We start from the raw sequence: 17401 nt of genomic DNA on the forward strand, positions 1-17401 counted from the left end.
CGCGCGATTTTTTTCTTTACATAGCGTTCTTTCGTTCCTATTTGGCGATTTCGCCAATCCCATGGGACCTCTCCGCAAGATTGGCGCTTGGTCGAAGCAACTTTTGCGAGGTTCCATGAGATGGAAAGGCACACATCAGCGCTTGCGTTGGTTCTAGCGAACCAGCCGGATCTTCCCGTCCATTGCGTTCGTCCTCACGCAGCTACAAAAGCCGCGGACTGGTTCGTGCGCCGTTTTCCGGGCGATGTTCTTTACGCCGTCAAAGCCAACCCGCACCCATCTGTTCTGGATGCGGTCTATCAAGCGGGTGTGCGCTGGTTTGATGTTGCGTCAATGCCGGAGATTGAACTGGTTGCGTCGCGGTTTGACGATGCGACGCTGGCCTTTATGCACCCGGTCAAAGCGCGCTCAGCCATACGCCGTGCCTATTTCGAATTTGGCGTGCGGATTTTCTCGGTGGATTCGACCGAAGAGCTGGCGAAGATCATTGCCGAAACCGGCGGCGCAAAAGACCTTCATCTTATTGTGCGGCTGGCGGTTTCATCCGATTACGCACAGCACAAACTCTCGGGCAAATTTGGCGCGACGGGTCCGGAAGCCGTGTTGCTTCTGCGCGAAGCCCGCGCTATCGCCGATGAGCTTGGTGTGTCATTTCATGTAGGGTCGCAATGTATGCGTCCCGAAGCATGGCGCGTTGCAATGGAAGCGGTCAGCGATCTTATCCGCGAAGCGGGCGTCACGATCGACATCGTTGATGTGGGCGGCGGTTTTCCAGTTGCCTATCCGGGTCTGACGCCGCCACCGCTCGAAGACTATATCACCGAGATCGAGACTGCGTTTGATCAAATGCCTGTCCTTGAAAACGCCGACCTATGGTGCGAACCGGGACGCGCGCTTTGCGCCGAAGCGGGCAGTCATATTGTCCGTGTAGAGCTTCGCAAAGGCGATGCGCTTTACCTTAATGACGGGGCCTATGGCGCATTGTTCGACGCGGCGCATGACGGTCTTGTTTATCCGGTGAAGCTGCTGCGCGAAAAAGGAACGCCGCGTCGCCCCTTGCGGCCCTTCCGGCTTTATGGCCCCACATGCGATTCAATTGACGTGTTGCAAAGCACCTTTATGTTGCCGGCGGATATTAGCGAAGGCGATTATATCGAGTTCGGGATGACCGGCGCTTATGGCTCCGCACTCGCAACCAAGTTCAACGGCTTTGGCGAATATATCGACGCCTATGTCGAGGATGCACCCATGATGTCGGTCTTTGGCAGCGAGCCGAAAATACCAGAACGCACCCGCAGAACCGCGCAAATCGCCAACCTTGGCTAACCTGCCCTAGCAAGCGTGGCGTTGATCGTTTAGACCAACGCCACGGCACTTTTCGGGAATGATATTCCGAATTCACCTCGGCCCTCCGCGCGTTCAAATGATGAACGCGGCCCGGATCCGGTTTTTTGAGAACCTGGCCAAATCGGCCCAATCCAAAAAGGACCGCAATCATGACCGATGCACCTAAAGACAACCGCAAAGCAGAATTGCTCTCGAACCCAGTTGAGCATTTCGACATTACTCAATTCGACGCCCGTCCGGTGATCGATGCGTGGGAGAAAATGTCTTTCACCTCGCGCGATGCTGCGCGCGCTGCCCGCATTCTGAACATGTCCCTCGAAGACAAAGACTGCACGATCTTTTTGACCCTCGCAGGCTCAACATCCGCAGGCGGTTGCATGCATGTCTGGCGTGACATGGTCAAAAACAACATGGTCGACACCATTGTTTCTACCGGCGCGTCCATTGTTGATATGGATTTCTTTGAGGCCCTTGGCTTCAAACATTATCAAGCCAAAGACATTCCGGATGATCGGGTGCTGCGCGATCTTTATATCGACCGCATCTATGACACCTATATCGACGAAGAAGAGCTGCAAGCATGTGACCACGCAATCTATGAGATCGCGGAAAGCCTGCCGGCAAAGCCAATGTCTTCGCGCGAATTCATTCATGCCATGGGCAAATGGCTCGCCGATGGTAACGCCAAAAAAGAAGGCTCGCTGATCGAGGAAGCCTATAAAGCGGGCGTGCCGATTTTCTGCCCGGCCTTTACAGACTCATCTGCGGGGTTTGGCTTGGTGAAACATCAGGTCGAGCGTATGAAAGCGGGAAAACCCTATCTGTCGATCGATGCTATCGCCGATTTCCGCGAATTGACCGACATCAAGGTCAAGGGCGGCACTTCGGGCCTCTTTATGGTTGGCGGCGGCGTGCCGAAGAACTTTGTTCAGGACACGGTCGTTTGTGCTGAAATCCTCGGCCATGATGATGTGGAGATGCACAAATACGCGGTCCAGATCACCGTTGCCGATGTCCGCGACGGTGCATGTTCGTCTTCGACCCTCAAGGAAGCATGCTCATGGGGCAAGGTCGATGTGGCTTGGGAGCAAATGGTTTTCGCCGAAGCGACAACGGTTGCACCCTTGATTGCATCAGACGCCTATCATCGCGGTGCCTGGAAATCACGCCCAAAGCGGGAATGGGCAAAACTGTTCGCGTAAAACTTGCGCGTAGCAATAGACTGTTAAACATTCTTACCGAAGTCTGGCCGGTGCAGAACATTTTCTGCACCGGTTTGCGCTATTTACGGAAACTGCGAACCAAAATTTTAACCAGATATTTTCTGCACTCCGTCACACTCCCTATCAAAGAATAAAGCGCGCAATAAGCGTTCATAATGGGGTAAGAAATGGCGTTGACGGCGCGACGGCTTGGCAAATCAATGAGTGAAACTGCACGACAACGAATCCACTCGTTGCGTGCTTATCCAACCTTAGAAACCTGGATGAACCCATTGACGCGCAGCCTTGCTCGTCATTTTGCCAATCAGGACTGGCTTAAAACCCAAGACGAGATTGATTTCACCTACAGAATTTCCGACGTCGTTATTGGCGGGCGCGACTGTGCGGCTTATGAAACCGAAAATACGACCGACACAGATCAAATGATCTTGTATATTCACGGCGGCGGCATTGTCAGCGGCTCGCCCCGTATCAATGCGTCGATGATATTGCCAACATGCCATCTAAGCGGCGTTCCGGGCATTGGCGCGAGTTATACATTGCTTCCTGAAGCGCGCTTTCCGACCCAGATCAATGAAATTGATGCGGTCTACAAGGCATTGCTCGAGTCGCATCCGAACAAGGATATCATCCTAATTGGCGATTCCTTTGGCGGCGGGATCGCTGTCTCGTGTCTGCTCAAATGGCGCGATGAAAAAATCAAACTGCCGTCACGGGTCGTTCTCGCCTCGCCGGCGCTTGATGGCACCGGCGCAAGCGATACCCATGTAACGCTTGATGGTCATGACCCATTGATGAAATCAAACGGTGGCCGCGCCTGCCGTCGCCTGTTCAATTTTTACGCGCCGGGACAAGACCTGAAGAACCCCATGGTCTCACCGATTTATGGTGACCTGACCGGGCTTCCGCCGACGCTCATCCATGTTGGCTCTCGTGAAATTTTGCTCGGCGATGCGGCGCGCTTCGCAGAAGGCCTGCGTCGCGCCGGTGTTCAAAGCACATTGCGCGTTTTTGATGGCATGTTCCATCTGTTTCACATGCATTGGGCCCTTGAAGAAGCAAAAGAAGCGCATGCGGATATCGCGCATTTCATCGCGCCTCGCGCGTAATCAATCCGCCCACCGATTTTTATTGCTGATATAACCGCTCTGCGAGCTTTGCGGTTTCTTCCGCAAGTTCTATCTCCGCTTGCTCGGTGCCCAACAGATCAATGAAAACCGGCAAGAACGCCAAGGCCAATGATGGGCCCTCAGGGCGGACGGAGATTTTACATAGTGCCGCAAATATATGCCGTACGGCCTCTGCTGCGGGATCAAGCGCGACGTCGTCGAGTTTGTTTTTCCGCTCGCCCCAGAGGTGACTAACGGATATAGCAATGGCGAGCTTTAATCGGTCGTGATCAAGCACAACATCTTCGGCGCGCGTATAGACACCTGTGCGCAATCCTTCGCCGCCATAAATGACCTCTAGCGTGACCGCACCGCCCGTTGCCTCGACGATACGGCGCGCAAGGTCCGGCTTTGGCATCTGTTTGCGGGTGATAATTCGATAGAGGGTCTGTCGCGAAACGCCAACGCGTTCAGAAAACGCCTGTATCCCCTCGTCAACATCAATTAAGTACTGTTTTAACGGGTGCATTTCTGCGGCCTGATAAACTACAAAAAGCCACATGGCTCCCATGAGACTCCCAACATTCCGTAAAGATTTGATGCGATCGCCGAGAACGCCTAAAGGAACACCATAAAAGACGGATCGATCATGAGTGCCCTGTTATTATCCCTAACTGATATTCACCTTACGCTTGGTGGTGACCCCTTATTTGAAGGGGCATCATTGATGGTGGGCGAACGTGCGCGCATCGCATTGGTGGGCCGGAATGGTTCAGGCAAATCGACATTGATGAAGATTGCTGCAGGCATGGTCGAACCCGATAGCGGCGAGCGGTTCATCCATCCCGGCGCGACCGTTCGGTATTTGCGCCAGGAACCGGACATGACCGGCTTTGAAACGATCGGCGATTATGTTCGTGCGGGACTTGATGAAACCGGTGGCGACTACCGCGCCGAGACGATGCTCGAAGAATTGGGTCTCGACCCTGAACAATCACCGCAAGGATTATCCGGCGGTGAAGCGCGCCGCGCGGCCATTGCCCAAGCGCTGGCCGCAGAACCGGACATTCTTTTACTCGATGAGCCGACCAACCATCTCGACCTGCCGGTGATTACATGGCTTGAAGACAAGCTGAAATCATTGTCGTCGTCGATTGTGCTGATTTCCCATGACCGGCGCTTCCTAGAGAATGTCACCAATGACACGGTCTGGATTGATCGCGGCGCAACCCGCAATACGGGCCAGGGGTTTGGCACCTTTGAGGCGTGGCGGGACAAATTCCTCGAAGAAGAAGAGCAAGCCCATCACAAGCTGGGGCGCAAGATCGTCGCTGAAGAACATTGGATGCGCTATGGCGTGACCGCGCGGCGAAAACGCAATATGCGCCGTGTCGGCGAGCTAAAAGACATGCGCAAGAAACTGCGCGAAACCCGGCGGGTGCAGGGCAATGCGAATTTCGCGGTGCAAACCGCTGGCGCATCGGGCAAACGCGCGATTGTTGTCGAGCATGTGTCGAAATCCTTCAGTGATCGGAAAATCATTGACGATTTTTCCATCGAAATCGCGCGCGGTGACAGGATCGGCATTGTCGGCCCGAATGGCGCGGGCAAAACCACCTTGGTCAATATGATCATTGGCACACTTGCCCCTGACGAAGGCAAGGTGACATTAGGCACCAACCTTGAAATCGTATCGCTCGATCAACGCCGCGACCGATTAAAGCCGGAAATGCGCGTGGCCGATGCGATCAATGACGGCACCGGAGATTGGGTCGAAATCAATGGCGAAAAGCGCCATGTCGCCACCTATCTGAAGGATTTTCTCTTTGGACCGGAACAATGGCGGCAGCCGGTGACGGCGTTGTCTGGCGGGGAGCGCGGCCGATTGGCGCTCGCAAGCGCGCTGGCGAAACCGTCGAACCTCTTAATTCTCGACGAGCCGACCAATGATCTCGATCTTGAAACCCTTGAAATGCTCGAAGAGCAATTATCTTCTTATGGCGGAACATTATTGTTGATCAGCCATGACCGGCAATTTCTCGAAAATCTGGTGACGAGCGTTGTAACAACAGACCCGGACACACCGGGAAAATGGCTACGCTATGCGGGCGGCTATGACGATATGGTGATCCAGCGCGGCAGTGCGCCGGGCACGGAGCAAACCAAAAAGCCAGAAAAGCCGAAAGCTACGCCATCATCGCCAAAGCCTAAGCCCATCCAAAGCAAAGCCAAGCTTTCCTACAAAGAACAATATGCGCTCGAAAAACTGCCCAAGGAAATGGAAACCCTGCAGGCAGAGATCGCGACATTGAAAGATAAGCTGGACGATCCTGACTTTTTCAGCCGCGATGGCGAGGGCTTCAACAAAACCGCAAAGGCCCTTGCGGCGCTTGAAGAGAAACTTGCCAGCGCCGAGGAAGAATGGCTTGAGCTGGAAATGAAGCGCGAAGAAATCGAAAACGGCTAGGATTTTGGCTCGATCAAGTCCCATTTATTGCCAAAACGATCACGGAACACGACCACGCTGCCATAGGGTTCGTGTCGCGGCACCTCCAGAAATTCAACGCCGTTCTTTTTCAGGCGCTGATAGTCAGCATCAAAATCTTCACTGTTAAGAAACAAGAAAACGCGCCCACCGGCCTGATTACCGATCTGTGCACGCTGCGCTTCGTCAGCAGCCTTGGCCAACAAAATTGCTGACCCGCCCTCGCCGGGCGAGACCACAACCCAGCGCTTCTCCGGGGATTGCTGGGTATCTTCGAGCAGCGAAAACCCCAACACGGTACAATAATAGTCGATGGCCTCGTCATAGTCGGGCACTAACAAGGCGAATTGCGCGAGTTTCATTTAGATAAACACCGCAACCGATTGCCGCCCGGTGGTCACCAGCTCGCCATCTCTGTTCCACACAAGCATGTCCTGGCTTGAATAGCCGTCGCGCGCGGTTTCCGCGCGGGTTTGCATTAACCACCATCCATCTCTGGTTTGCGGCTTTTCAACCACCACATTGACCATCCAGGTCATTGAGCTGATCGGTGCAAACTCCTTGAACATTGGCAAAACGGCGGGCGGCGGCATATCGGCAATCGCAAGAAGCGCCGTCATATCCGTTGCCTTTGGATCTTTATGACGTATCCAGATTAAATGATCGTGCTCGGTCGAACCGGCACCGGGGCGCGCACCGCGCACAAGACGGCTTTCGAAATGGACCGCAAAGGTCGGCCCAAACTCTTCGGGAATATAGACCTCGCAATCCTCGGGCGCTTTATAGTCAGGCTTTGGCGAAAAGGTATTATCAAACATCGACGCGCGCGCGCCGCCAAAAGCAAACTGGCTTCGGGTCGCAAGACCTTTTTCACCGGCGATGTCTGCCTCAACAAAGGTCACGGATTTCCCCTGCCGCAGGATTCTGGCCTGCCCCGTGACATCACCGCCAGCGGGACCGATGAAGGAAATCATCGCCGAGCGCAAAGGCGGCAGATCCGGGAAACTCCGCTTTGCGACATCAAGACAGAGAGCCGCCGACAATCCGCCATAGGTCGTGCGCCCCTGCATCCAGCCTGTGGGAATGGATGTCGAATATCGGCCGTTATCAAACGCGCCGCTTGCGATAAGGTCGGAGAACTCCACAAACTACCCTTTCGTTCCTACTGAAGCGGTAGATAAGGAAATCGCCTGCATGCGCCAACACCGGGGCGCAGTTCCCGCTGCGCAAATCACTGTGATCTGTGCAAGCCTCTGTAATTCCGTGCGATTTAACAGGATTAACGCGGGCGGCTTTATGCTTTACCATGGCCCTTGCCAATCCGTGGGGGATCAATGACCGGGAAGAATCAACAGTCGATGCTTGATGCGCTGCAAGCCAGCGCCAACACCGCTTTTGCGCGCCTGCGCGGCGAACCACGGCGCCACAGCACCGCCACGCAATTTGAAAATGCCGACCCGACCGAGACTTCCTTCCCCGGTGATAACCCAACGCATGAGCGCGAAGGCGCACTACCCCTATCGGCCCGGCTGGAAGAATCCGCCAAAGATATTGTCCGCCGCAGTGACGATTTACGCCTTGCCGCGCGCGGCTTGACCATTCGCATAGCGGAGCGCCGCGCGGGCGAAGTCACCATGTTGACCCATGGTTTTCGTTTCTTGATCGGGCTGGTGTGGCTCGGGATCGCGACCTGGCTTTTTTATGGGGTTATGACCGCGCGCGCCAATGGCGTTGCTGTTACCGCCGGGGGGATTCCGGTTTCTGATGCCATTGCCCTTGTCGAGCTATTCTTGATGGTTGCCGCGGCGGGACTTGGGGTTGCGCTTGCGGTTGGCTTTTTGACCCGCATTCTTGGGAATGCGGATAACCGGCGCATTCGCGCAGAAGCCGAAACACTGGGCATTGAAATCGCCAAGGCTTCGATGGAATTCGACCGCGACCTCACTGACCTTCGCGCCAAAATGGACAACCGCAATGCACCCGCCGACGCAGTCATCGAATTATCGCGCGCGCATTTAACCGCGCTTGAGGCCTGTGCCTATTTCCGCGAAATCGCTTTTCTGACTGGCGCAGAGGGCGACCATGCCCAGCGCCTCTTTAAAGGGTTTCTCGGTCGCAATGGCGGCAACCCAAAATCAGTCCCCATCGTTGATTTCGGCTTGGGCACTATATTTGGGGTATTCCTGACCTTGATGTTCATTCTGCCCAAACCGGCACCGGCGGAAATTGTCGAGACATTGGGTCTCGCGCAATATCCCTGGGCGGTTCAGGTCATTTTGTTGGGTGCTTTTCTTTATGCGATTGCGGGGTTGCTCATGACCTTGATGGCTGCCCCCCTGACCGAAGGCACCGCCACCACAGCGCGAACGGAAGCGCTGGATGCATTGCGCAGTAGCTTTACCGCCCAAGAAGCCCCCCGCCCGGCCGATGTCGTACGCCGGACCGAAGATCTTCTTGATGTGTTTCGGGCCCGGGTTGGCGGCCGCACCCCTACATCTGGTGGGCGCAAGGAGTTCGCGTCAGGGGCGAAAAGCGCGAATCAATCTGCGTTCAAGGACCAAGATGAATCAGTTCCGGCATGGCGGCAGCGCGATTCGTCAGTTCGATTCGTCGAAACCGGCTTCGCGGGGGCACCCGAACGCTGGCGGACCGATGCTTTTTCAAAAAATTTTTCGGGCACAGATGACCGGGATACGGAATCGAAACGAGGCCAAAGAAGCCTGAAAAACCCGCGAAAGAGTTAACCCTTTTAGCGCAATTGGTGCGCCCTATTAATGACTCGTTAACCAAAAATATTTCCCCTGTGACTAACTTCATATTGACGTTCACCTAGGTGTCCATCACTATATCTTGTGTCGACTGGGAATGTCGGCAAATCACAACACGACCGAATAGCCGCTCCGGACGCGGCCCCGAAATGGGCACTCCGGAGCACCGATTTTTGCGCGCCTTTTTCGGAGGCGAAAAGAGGTAGGACGGGGAAATATGTCGCTCTCAGAAGCCGCCAAAGACTTAGAAAACGCTCAGCCACAAGACTTGGCACAGGAGCAAAACCAGACCCCTGTGACGAAGGCGGACACAGAGCAGCCGACGGCCAAAAAGCCGGCGCTGAAAGTTGTGCGCGATATCGAAATCGACCATTCGCGCGACGCGCTTTTGACCGAATTCGGCAAGACCACCATGGTGGACCGCTATCTCCTGCCCGATGAGTCGTTTCAGGATATGTTCGCCCGTGTCGCCCGCACCTATGGCGATGATGCGGACCACGCGCAGCGTATTTACGACTATATCTCGAAGCTTTGGTTCATGCCGGCGACGCCCGTCCTTTCTAATGGCGGCGCGAATCGCGGCCTGCCGATCTCATGCTTCCTGAATGGCGTTGGCGACTCGCTTGATGCGATTGTCGATACATGGAACGAGAATGTTGCGCTCGCGTCTAATGGCGGCGGCATCGGCACCTATTGGGGCAATGTCCGTTCGATCGGCGAGAAAGTGAAACATGCCGGCGCGACCTCAGGCATCATTCCGTTCATCCGTGTGATGGATTCGCTGACCCTTGCGATCAGCCAAGGTTCGCTCCGTCGTGGTTCTGCGGCCTGCTATCTTGATGTGCACCACCCGGAAATCGAAGAGTTCCTCGAAATTCGCAAACCATCTGGCGACTTCAACCGGAAATCGCTGAACCTGCATCATGGTGTGAACATCACCGACGACTTCATGGAAGCCGTCGCGAAAGACGAAGAATTTGGCCTGCGTTCGCCAAAGACCAACGAAGTTCTGCGGACGATCTCTGCACGGAAATTGTGGCAGAAAATCCTTGAAGTCCGTCTTGCTACGGGCGAGCCTTATCTTCTGTTCTCTGACACCGTAAATCGTCAGATGGCGAAGCATCAGCGCGATTTGGGCCTTAAAGTTTCAACATCTAATCTCTGCTCAGAGATCATGTTGCATACGGGCAAGGACCATCTCGACAATGACCGCACGGCTGTATGCTGCCTGTCATCCATCAATGCCGAGAAATACCAAGAGTGGAAAGACGAGCCGCAATTCATCGAAGATGTCATGCGCTTCCTTGATAATGTCCTTCAGGACTTTATCGACCGCGCACCGCCATCAATGGCGAAGGCTGTTTATTCCGCAAAGCGCGAGCGTTCAGTTGGTCTTGGTTTGATGGGTTTCCATTCTTTCCTTCAGTCCATGAACATTCCGTTTGAAAGCGCTATGGCGAAATCATGGAATACGCGCCTGTTCAAACATATTCGCATGGGTGCGGATGCGGCGTCGGTCGCGCTCGCCGAAGAACGCGGCGCTTGCCCCGACGCAGAAGAACGCGGCGTGAAGCAGCGTTTCTCCCATAAGCTTGCGATTGCGCCGACGGCGTCGATCTCGATCATTTGTGGCGGCGCGTCTCCTTGCATTGAGCCTATTCCGGCCAACGTCTTTACGCACAAGACCCTTTCCGGCTCTTTCACCGTGAAAAATGTTGCGCTGAAAAAACTGCTCGAAGAAAAAGGACAGGACAGGGAAGAAACCTGGAACTCTATCCTTGAGCATGAAGGCTCGGTCCAGCATCTTGAATTCCTTAGCCAGGAAGAAAAAGACGTTTTCAAAACCGCCTTCGAAATTGACCAGCGCTGGGTGATTGAACTCGCTGCGGATCGTTCGCCCTATATCTGTCAGGGCCAGTCCGTGAACGTATTCCTGCCGGGTGATATCGACAAATGGGACCTTCACATGTTGCATTGGTCAGCATGGGAAAAAGGCGTGAAATCGCTTTACTATTGCCGCTCGAAATCAATTCAGCGCGCGGGCTTCGCCAATGGCGCGAAAGACAAAGACAGCGAAAAAGACGGCATGTCATCAATGATGGAAGCCGCCGCCCCCACCGACTATGACGAGTGCCTCGCTTGTCAGTAGGGTGATGAAAAAGCCAGAATTCAAAGCCACCTCTTCGGAGGTGGCTTTTTTATTTATCCCGGATCAAGTCCGGGATGCCCCCAGAGGGTAGCGCGGCACCTTCACCGGACCGTCATTACGGGCCCCGACCCGCAATCCACCAATAAGCGCTATCCTTTCAGCCACGCACACGAACGCTGGATCCCGGATCAAGCCAGAGATGACGCCGGAAGATAGCGCGCACCCTCACCACACCGTCATTGCGGGCCCTGACCCGCAATCCACCAACAAGCGCTATCCTTTCAGCCGATCACACGAACGCTGGATCCCGGATCAAGTCCGGGATGACGAAAGGGGAACGAGGTGACAGAGAGAAAAACCAACGGTAAAAATACGAAATGAAACAAGGCTGGGTTTACATCCTCGCATCAAAACGCGATGGCACGCTTTATATCGGCGTTACAACTAACCTTGCCGAACGCATATACGCCCACAAGCAAAAAATCGTCAAAGGATTCACCGCAAAATATAGCGTAGACCGACTTGTTTACTACGCACCGTTTGATCGGATTGACGACGCGATCACTGAAGAAAAACGATTGAAGAATTGGAAGCGTGAATGGAAAATCGCGCTTATCGAACGCGACAATCCAGAATGGTCGGATTTGTACGAGACCTTATAAATGGATCCCGGATCAAGTCCGGGATGACGCCCGAGGATAAGGCGGCACCCTCACCACACCGTCATTGCGGGCTCCGACCCGCAATCCACTAACAAGCGCTATCCTTTCAGCCGATCACACGAACGCTGGATCCCGGATCAAGTCCGGGATGACGCCCGAGGATAGGGCGTCCCCCTCACCACACAGTCCAACCCGCACCAGTGCCGCCGCGCGGCGTCGGTCATCAGTATAAAGCCAAATCAAAATCCGTGGATAGTTATCCACGCGGCGCAAAGAGCCCCTAACCTGCATGGGTCAGGAGGAGTGTCATGCGCCTATCGCCAGCCCGCGATGGTTTCCATCATGGTTTCATAGTCCGCGCCGGTATCGTCAAACCAGCGCGGCGACGGCCCGCGCCAGCGATGGCGCGACCAGTCAACAAAACCATTTTTTCGGAAATTGATACCCTCGGCCAACAGCAATTTGCGTTGACCGGCGGCGGACGGACGCGGTGCAATCGCGCCAGTGGCATTCACAATTCGATGCCACGGGGTGGTCGCGCCATTGGGCAATTGCCCCAACGCGCGGCCCACCATGCGGGCAGTGACGCCCGGCAACAGGCTCGCGATCATGCCATAACTGGCGACTTCGCCAGCGGGCACTTCTTCGACGAGCCTGTAAACGACCTCATTGTCGAGCGCCACGGGGTGTTACGCGACCTCGAAGAGGCCCGCCGCGCCCATGCCGCCGCCAACACACATGGTGCATACGACATATTTCGCGCCGCGCCGTTTGCCTTCGATCAGCGCGTGGCCAACCATGCGGGCACCGGACATGCCATAAGGGTGGCCGATCGAAATCGCGCCGCCATTGACGTTGAGAAGCTCATCAGGAATGCCAAGCTTGTCGCGGCAATAAAGAACCTGCACTGCAAATGCTTCATTGAGTTCCCAAAGGCCGATGTCATCCATCTTGAGGCCGAATTTTTGAAGAAGCTTCGGTACGGCAAAGACCGGGCCGATCCCCATTTCATCCGGGTTCGTACCCGCAACCGCCATGCCGCGATAAATCCCGAGCGGCGAAAGCCCCCGTTTTTCAGCCGTTTTCGCTTCCATGAGGACAGCGGCCGACGCACCATCGGAAAGCTGGGACGCGTTACCGGCGGTGATATATTTGCCTTCTTTGACGACCTGGCCGCCTTTGAAAACCGGCTTCAGCCCTTTAAGACCCTCAAGCGTCGTTTCCGGCCGATTGCCCTCGTCCTTCTCGAGCTTGGTTTCCACATCAGACGTTTCACCGGTTTCCTTGTTGAGGAATTTCATCACCGACGCCATTGGAACGATCTCATCGTCGAACTTGCCCGCCTGTTGCGCCGCATGGGTACGCTGTTGCGACTGGTAGGCATATTCGTCCTGCGCGTCGCGCGAGATATTATACCGATCACCGACGATTTCCGCCGTTTCGATCATCTGCATATAGGTCGACGGCAGGTTCTGGATCAGCCACGGATCAGGACGGACAAACATATCCTTGGTCTGGTTCATGGAGATCGACTCAACACCGCCGCCAATCGCCACATCCATATTATCGCTGATGACTTGCTTTGCCGCCGTGGCAATCGCCATCATGCCGGACGCACACTGACGATCAAGCGATTGACCCGGGACTTCGTGGGGCATTCCAGCGCGCAAAAGCGCAAGCCGCGCCACATTCGGCGCAGAGGTACCCATCTGAAGCGCAGCGCCAAGCACCACATCTTCGACCTCGCCCGGTTCGATTCTGGCGCGCTCAACCGCATTGCTGATCGCATGGCCCGCCAATGTCGGCGCGGTCGTATCATTAAACGCACCGCGATAGGCCTTGCCAATCGGGGTACGGGCCGTCGAGACGATTACTGCTTCTCTCATGGAGTGTTTCCTTTAATTCTTTTCGGCGAAGTCTTTCGCCTTGTTCATGAAGTTCATGCTCGGGCCAGACGAATTGTCGTAGTAATGAACATTGTCCGTAGACGAAATTTCATCCCAGCGCGCAGCAATTTCTTCGGGGGTTTGCTGATCGGGCGGGAGATAAATTCCGTCGGTCTCCACCACATAACCTCGCGCATAGCCACCGGCCGCGCAACTCACGATCGCTCGACTTGGCGCGTCCTCACTCACGAGGAACAACATCGCCGCCGTAATCGCTTCGGGGGTCATCTGGTCGAGAATAGGCTCGGGAATACCGATATCGAGCGTCATACGGGTCTTGGCCGATGGCGACAGAAGATTGATTTTGATGCCATATTTCGCGCCCTCAAGGTGAAGAGCATTCATAAAACCAATCATGCCGGCTTTAGCCGCGCCGTAATTTGCCTGCCCGAAAATACCATGAAGCCCCGAAGGCGACGACGTGCAGACAATCCGGCCATAGGCCTGTTCGCGCATGATCGGCCAAACCGCATGGGTACAGATCGCGGTGCCCACAAGGTGAACATCGATGACCGTACGGAAATCCTCAAGCGACATTTTATGGAACGTCTTGTCACGGAGGATGCCGGCATTGTTCACGAGAATGTCGATGCGGCCCCATTTATCCATGGTTTCTTTGACCATGGCCGCGACTTCATCTTCCTTGGTGACATTCGCGCCATTCACAATGGCCTCGCCGCCAGCCGCATTGATGTGGTTCACCACCTCTTGCGCCGCAGAGATCGACCCGCCGGAACCATCGACATTGCCGCCAAGGTCATTGACGACAACCTTCGCGCCGCGTGCAGCAAGCGCGATTGCGTGCGATTTGCCGAGGCCGTTACCAGCCCCGGTTACAATCGCGACCTTGTCTTTATAATCGATCGCCATAGTCACTCCTTATACAAATTGCATGGTCAGCCATTCAGCGACCAATGCAGGTTTTTCCTCGCCTTCGATTTCGACCTTGACCGCATATTTCAGCGACCACTGGCCCGGCACTTTGGAATCCGCAGACATCAAGGTGAAATGCCCCCGCACGCGGCTGCCGGATTTGACGGGCGTTACAAACCGCACTTTGTCAAAGCCGTAATTGACGCCCATTTTCACGCCTTCGAGCGCGATCACGCCGCCTTCTGCAAGTTTGGACAACAAAGAAAGCGTCAAAAACCCATGCGCGATGGTGGTACCGAATGGCGTTTTTTCCGCCGCTTCGGGATTTACATGAATAAATTGATGATCCTCAGTTACATCAGCAAACTGATTAATACGGTCTTGGTCAATTTCAATCCAATCGGACGTACCGGTAGGCTTGCCGACAAGATCGGCGATATTTTCCGGGGAAGCAGTAGGCATAAAATACTCCTGATAAAAATTAATAACCGCGCATTTGCGCCAGGCGATCCGCGTGGAACGCCGTATCGCCAAACATTTCCTGCGCGACACGAATGCGCTTCATATAAAACCCAATGTCATATTCGTCGGTCATGCCGATACCGCCATGCATCTGCACTGCCTCTTGCGAAGCGAGCTTTGCAACCTCACCGGCCTTTGCTTTGGCCAACGAACAAATCGCCCCGGCCATACCGTAATTTTCATCAAGCTCCTGCAACGCTTTTAGAACGGCTGACTTTACCAGTTCGATTTCGGAATAAAGATGCGCAGCGCGGTGCTGCAATGCCTGAAACGCCCCGATCTCGGTGCCAAACTGCTTGCGCTCTTTCAGATAATCCACGGTCATCTGGAATGATTGCTGTGAGGAACCCGACATCTCAGCCGCAAGCCCTGCACGGCCCGCATTAAGAATGCCTTCAAGCGCCATATATCCGCCATCGACGTCGCCGAGCACGTCATCGCCGGTCGCTTCGACATTGTCGAATTTGATGCGCGCAGAATTGCGGCTATCGACCATGCTTGTGCGCTCAACCGATACGCCATTTGCCTTTGCATCAACCATGAAAAGCGTGATGCCGTCGGTTTCACCAGCGGCACCGGCGCTGCGGGCGGCGACGATAATTTTATCCGCAACATGCCCGTCGGCGACAAAGGTCTTGTTGCCGGACAACCGGAAACCATTGCCGTGCTTTTCAGCGCTCATCGCCGTATTCGCGGGGGCGTGTTTGCGGGTTTCATCAACCGCAAGCGCAAAAAGCGCAGATCCGGTAGCGATATTTGAAAGATGCTCCTGCTTTTGCGCCTCATTGCCTGCCTTCTTGAGCGCAGTCGCAGCGAGGACCGACGTTGAAAGAAATGGCGAGGCAGTCAGCGTACGGCCCATTTCTTCGGCGAGAACACCAGCGCCAACAAAACCAAAATCAGCGCCACCATATTCTTCATCAACCAGAATACCGGCCCAGCCCATTTCGGCCATCTCTGCCCAGAGGTCGCGAGAGAATCCATCGGGATTGTTGTCGTCCCGAAGCTTTCTAAGAGCAGCAACCGGGGCTTTATCTTCAAGGAAGCCACGCGCGGAATCGCGCAGCATTTCCTGTTCTTCATTCAATACGAGAGCCATAATATTTTCCTTATGCGCCAGGCAATTCAAGAATACGTTTTGCAATAATATTAAGTTGGACTTCAGAGGTGCCGCCCTCGATCGAGTTGGCCTTGGTACGCAACCAACCCCGAGCAAGCTTACCGTCTTTGGTGCGCTCGCCTTCCCATTCAAGCTCGTCCGAGCCGCCAATATCCATCAGCAATTCATAACGGCGCTTATTAAATTCAGTGCCGTAATATTTGAGCATGGAAGAGTTTGCGCCAACGCCCTGCCCGGCTTTGGCTTCGTCTTTCATCCGTTCGAGCGTCAACAAAAACGCCCAACCATCGACCTCGGCTTGCGCGATCTTCGCACGGAGCAATGCGTCGGAAAGTTTTCCGTTTTCAAGCCCAAGCTCTTGCGCGGCGACTTCGCCCATACCGCGACCGCCCAAAAGGCCACCACCACCCGCGGAGATCATTTCGCGTTCATGGGTCAACAGATATTTCGCAACATCCCAGCCGCGATTGATCTCGCCGACAATCGCGTTGACACCATCGGCATGGTCTTTCGGCACTTTGACATCGTCAAAGAATGTTTCACAGAACGGCGATTTACCGGAAATCAGCTTAATCGGTTTGGTCGATACGCCCTCGGCATTCATATCGATAAGAATAAAGCTGATGCCATTATGCTTGGTCGCTGTTGGGTCCGTCCGTACCAGAACGAAGATCCAGTCCGATTGATCTGCGTAGGATGTCCAGATTTTCTGACCGTTCACCAGCCAGTGGTCACCCTTGTCTTCGCATTTACATTGCAGCGATGCGAGGTCGGACCCGGCATTTGGCTCGGAATAGCCTTGGCACCAACGAACTTCACCGCGCGCAATCGGCGGCAGGAAATGCAGTTTTTGTTCATGGGTGCCATATTTCAAGAGCGCTGGCCCAAGCATCCAGATGCCGAAGCTCTCAAGCGGCGAGCGCGCTTTAATTTTGCGCATTTCCGCTTTGAGGATTTTCACTTCTTCTTTCGAAAGGCCGCCGCCGCCATATTCCTTTGGCCAGGCTGGAACCGTCCAGCCTTTTGCCGCCATACGTTCAAGCCAGATTTTTTGCGCTTCGGATTGGAATTTCCAATTCTTACCGCCCCAGCAAATACTGTCTTCACCGCCAGCGCCGCCATCGCGCATTTCTTTGGGACAATTTTCTTCAAGCCAGGCGCGGGTTTCCGCGCGAAATGTTTCGAGATCGCTCATGA

General features: G+C 54.7%; 16 protein-coding genes. 7 read left to right on the forward strand and 9 right to left on the reverse strand.

Annotation, left to right across the window (positions count from 1 at the left end; all coding sequences use genetic code 11):
* Window positions 1-120 precede the first annotated feature (120 nt).
* From ABFZ83_RS09955 to ABFZ83_RS09965, 3 genes are all read left to right on the forward strand, one after another.
* Window positions 121-1326: a type III PLP-dependent enzyme gene (locus ABFZ83_RS09955; protein ID WP_411816400.1), complete on the forward strand. Its 1206-nt coding sequence runs from the start codon at window positions 121-123 to the stop codon at window positions 1324-1326.
* Window positions 1327-1496: 170 nt separating this feature from the next.
* Window positions 1497-2549: a 1,9-bis(guanidino)-5-aza-nonane synthase gene (locus ABFZ83_RS09960; RefSeq protein WP_411816401.1), complete on the forward strand. Its 1053-nt coding sequence runs from the start codon at window positions 1497-1499 to the stop codon at window positions 2547-2549.
* A 188-nt stretch (window positions 2550-2737) separates the two neighbouring features.
* Window positions 2738-3679, forward strand: coding sequence for an alpha/beta hydrolase (locus ABFZ83_RS09965; RefSeq protein WP_411816402.1), 942 nt, complete (start codon window positions 2738-2740; stop codon window positions 3677-3679).
* A gap of 19 nt (window positions 3680-3698) precedes the next feature.
* Here ABFZ83_RS09965 and ABFZ83_RS09970 read toward each other — a convergent pair whose 3' ends face one another.
* Window positions 3699-4241 carry a helix-turn-helix domain-containing protein gene (locus tag ABFZ83_RS09970; protein WP_411816403.1) on the reverse strand — a complete coding sequence of 181 codons (543 nt, stop codon included), beginning with the start codon at window positions 4239-4241 and terminating at the stop codon, window positions 3699-3701.
* A gap of 87 nt (window positions 4242-4328) precedes the next feature.
* Between ABFZ83_RS09970 and ABFZ83_RS09975 the strand changes: the two genes are divergently transcribed.
* Window positions 4329-6146 (forward strand): ATP-binding cassette domain-containing protein, encoded by a 1818-nt coding sequence (locus ABFZ83_RS09975; RefSeq protein ID WP_411816404.1) that lies wholly within the window; start codon window positions 4329-4331, stop codon window positions 6144-6146.
* Here the strand turns inward: ABFZ83_RS09975 and ABFZ83_RS09980 are convergent.
* Window positions 6143-6526 carry a VOC family protein gene (locus tag ABFZ83_RS09980; protein ID WP_411816405.1) on the reverse strand — a complete coding sequence of 128 codons (384 nt, stop codon included), beginning with the start codon at window positions 6524-6526 and terminating at the stop codon, window positions 6143-6145. The two genes, ABFZ83_RS09975 and ABFZ83_RS09980, sit on opposite strands and share 4 nt — an antisense overlap.
* The gene (locus ABFZ83_RS09985; RefSeq protein ID WP_411816406.1) at window positions 6527-7309 is read right to left on the reverse strand and encodes an acyl-CoA thioesterase; all 783 of its coding nucleotides are present in this window, start codon (window positions 7307-7309) and stop codon (window positions 6527-6529) included. It abuts the gene before it with no gap.
* 189 nt (window positions 7310-7498) lie between these two features.
* On the opposite strand from ABFZ83_RS09985, the gene ABFZ83_RS09990 reads away from it, so the two are divergent.
* The 3 genes from ABFZ83_RS09990 (at window position 7499) to ABFZ83_RS10000 (ending at window position 11743) form a co-directional block, all read left to right on the forward strand.
* A complete protein-coding gene (locus ABFZ83_RS09990; RefSeq protein ID WP_411816407.1) occupies window positions 7499-8908 on the forward strand; it encodes a hypothetical protein in 1410 nt (469 codons plus the stop codon).
* A gap of 241 nt (window positions 8909-9149) precedes the next feature.
* Window positions 9150-11081 carry a ribonucleoside-diphosphate reductase subunit alpha gene (locus tag ABFZ83_RS09995; RefSeq protein ID WP_411816408.1) on the forward strand — a complete coding sequence of 644 codons (1932 nt, stop codon included), beginning with the start codon at window positions 9150-9152 and terminating at the stop codon, window positions 11079-11081.
* Window positions 11082-11458: 377 nt separating this feature from the next.
* Window positions 11459-11743: a GIY-YIG nuclease family protein gene (locus ABFZ83_RS10000; protein WP_411816409.1), complete on the forward strand. Its 285-nt coding sequence runs from the start codon at window positions 11459-11461 to the stop codon at window positions 11741-11743.
* 314 nt (window positions 11744-12057) lie between these two features.
* Here ABFZ83_RS10000 and ABFZ83_RS10005 read toward each other — a convergent pair whose 3' ends face one another.
* From ABFZ83_RS10005 to ABFZ83_RS10030, 6 genes are read right to left on the reverse strand one after another with little or no spacing between them, the layout of a single operon-like run.
* Window positions 12058-12426 (reverse strand): MGMT family protein, encoded by a 369-nt coding sequence (locus tag ABFZ83_RS10005; RefSeq protein WP_411816410.1) that lies wholly within the window; start codon window positions 12424-12426, stop codon window positions 12058-12060.
* 6 nt (window positions 12427-12432) lie between these two features.
* Window positions 12433-13629: an acetyl-CoA C-acyltransferase gene (locus tag ABFZ83_RS10010; protein WP_411816411.1), complete on the reverse strand. Its 1197-nt coding sequence runs from the start codon at window positions 13627-13629 to the stop codon at window positions 12433-12435.
* 12 nt (window positions 13630-13641) lie between these two features.
* Window positions 13642-14559 carry an SDR family NAD(P)-dependent oxidoreductase gene (locus tag ABFZ83_RS10015; protein WP_411816412.1) on the reverse strand — a complete coding sequence of 306 codons (918 nt, stop codon included), beginning with the start codon at window positions 14557-14559 and terminating at the stop codon, window positions 13642-13644.
* A 9-nt stretch (window positions 14560-14568) separates the two neighbouring features.
* A complete protein-coding gene (locus tag ABFZ83_RS10020; protein ID WP_411816413.1) occupies window positions 14569-15024 on the reverse strand; it encodes a MaoC family dehydratase in 456 nt (151 codons plus the stop codon).
* Between the two features lie 19 nt (window positions 15025-15043).
* A complete protein-coding gene (locus ABFZ83_RS10025; protein WP_411816414.1) occupies window positions 15044-16183 on the reverse strand; it encodes an acyl-CoA dehydrogenase family protein in 1140 nt (379 codons plus the stop codon).
* A gap of 10 nt (window positions 16184-16193) precedes the next feature.
* Window positions 16194-17399 carry an acyl-CoA dehydrogenase family protein gene (locus ABFZ83_RS10030; RefSeq protein WP_411816415.1) on the reverse strand — a complete coding sequence of 402 codons (1206 nt, stop codon included), beginning with the start codon at window positions 17397-17399 and terminating at the stop codon, window positions 16194-16196.
* Window positions 17400-17401 lie beyond the last annotated feature (2 nt).

Source organism: Hyphococcus formosus (assembly GCF_046736345.1).
In the GTDB taxonomy this organism is placed as follows: Bacteria; Pseudomonadota; Alphaproteobacteria; order Caulobacterales; family Parvularculaceae; genus Hyphococcus; species Hyphococcus formosus.

Bases quoted from the DNA above. Each gene is read 5' to 3' on its own strand.
- ABFZ83_RS10020 (WP_411816413.1), bottom strand. From the start codon at position 15,024: ATGCCTACTGCTTCCCCGGAAAATATCGCCGATCTTGTCGGCAAGCCT.
- ABFZ83_RS09960 (WP_411816401.1), top strand. From the start codon at position 1,497: ATGACCGATGCACCTAAAGACAACCGCAAAGCAGAATTGCTCTCGAAC.
- ABFZ83_RS09965 (WP_411816402.1), top strand. From the start codon at position 2,738: ATGGCGTTGACGGCGCGACGGCTTGGCAAATCAATGAGTGAAACTGCA.
- ABFZ83_RS09955 (WP_411816400.1), top strand. From the start codon at position 121: ATGGAAAGGCACACATCAGCGCTTGCGTTGGTTCTAGCGAACCAGCCG.
- ABFZ83_RS10015 (WP_411816412.1), bottom strand. From the start codon at position 14,559: ATGGCGATCGATTATAAAGACAAGGTCGCGATTGTAACCGGGGCTGGT.
- ABFZ83_RS09970 (WP_411816403.1), bottom strand. From the start codon at position 4,241: ATGTGGCTTTTTGTAGTTTATCAGGCCGCAGAAATGCACCCGTTAAAA.
- ABFZ83_RS09975 (WP_411816404.1), top strand. From the start codon at position 4,329: ATGAGTGCCCTGTTATTATCCCTAACTGATATTCACCTTACGCTTGGT.
- ABFZ83_RS09995 (WP_411816408.1), top strand. From the start codon at position 9,150: ATGTCGCTCTCAGAAGCCGCCAAAGACTTAGAAAACGCTCAGCCACAA.
- ABFZ83_RS10010 (WP_411816411.1), bottom strand. From the start codon at position 13,629: ATGAGAGAAGCAGTAATCGTCTCGACGGCCCGTACCCCGATTGGCAAG.
- ABFZ83_RS09980 (WP_411816405.1), bottom strand. From the start codon at position 6,526: ATGAAACTCGCGCAATTCGCCTTGTTAGTGCCCGACTATGACGAGGCC.
- ABFZ83_RS09990 (WP_411816407.1), top strand. From the start codon at position 7,499: ATGACCGGGAAGAATCAACAGTCGATGCTTGATGCGCTGCAAGCCAGC.
- ABFZ83_RS10025 (WP_411816414.1), bottom strand. From the start codon at position 16,183: ATGGCTCTCGTATTGAATGAAGAACAGGAAATGCTGCGCGATTCCGCG.
- ABFZ83_RS10030 (WP_411816415.1), bottom strand. From the start codon at position 17,399: ATGAGCGATCTCGAAACATTTCGCGCGGAAACCCGCGCCTGGCTTGAA.
- ABFZ83_RS10000 (WP_411816409.1), top strand. From the start codon at position 11,459: ATGAAACAAGGCTGGGTTTACATCCTCGCATCAAAACGCGATGGCACG.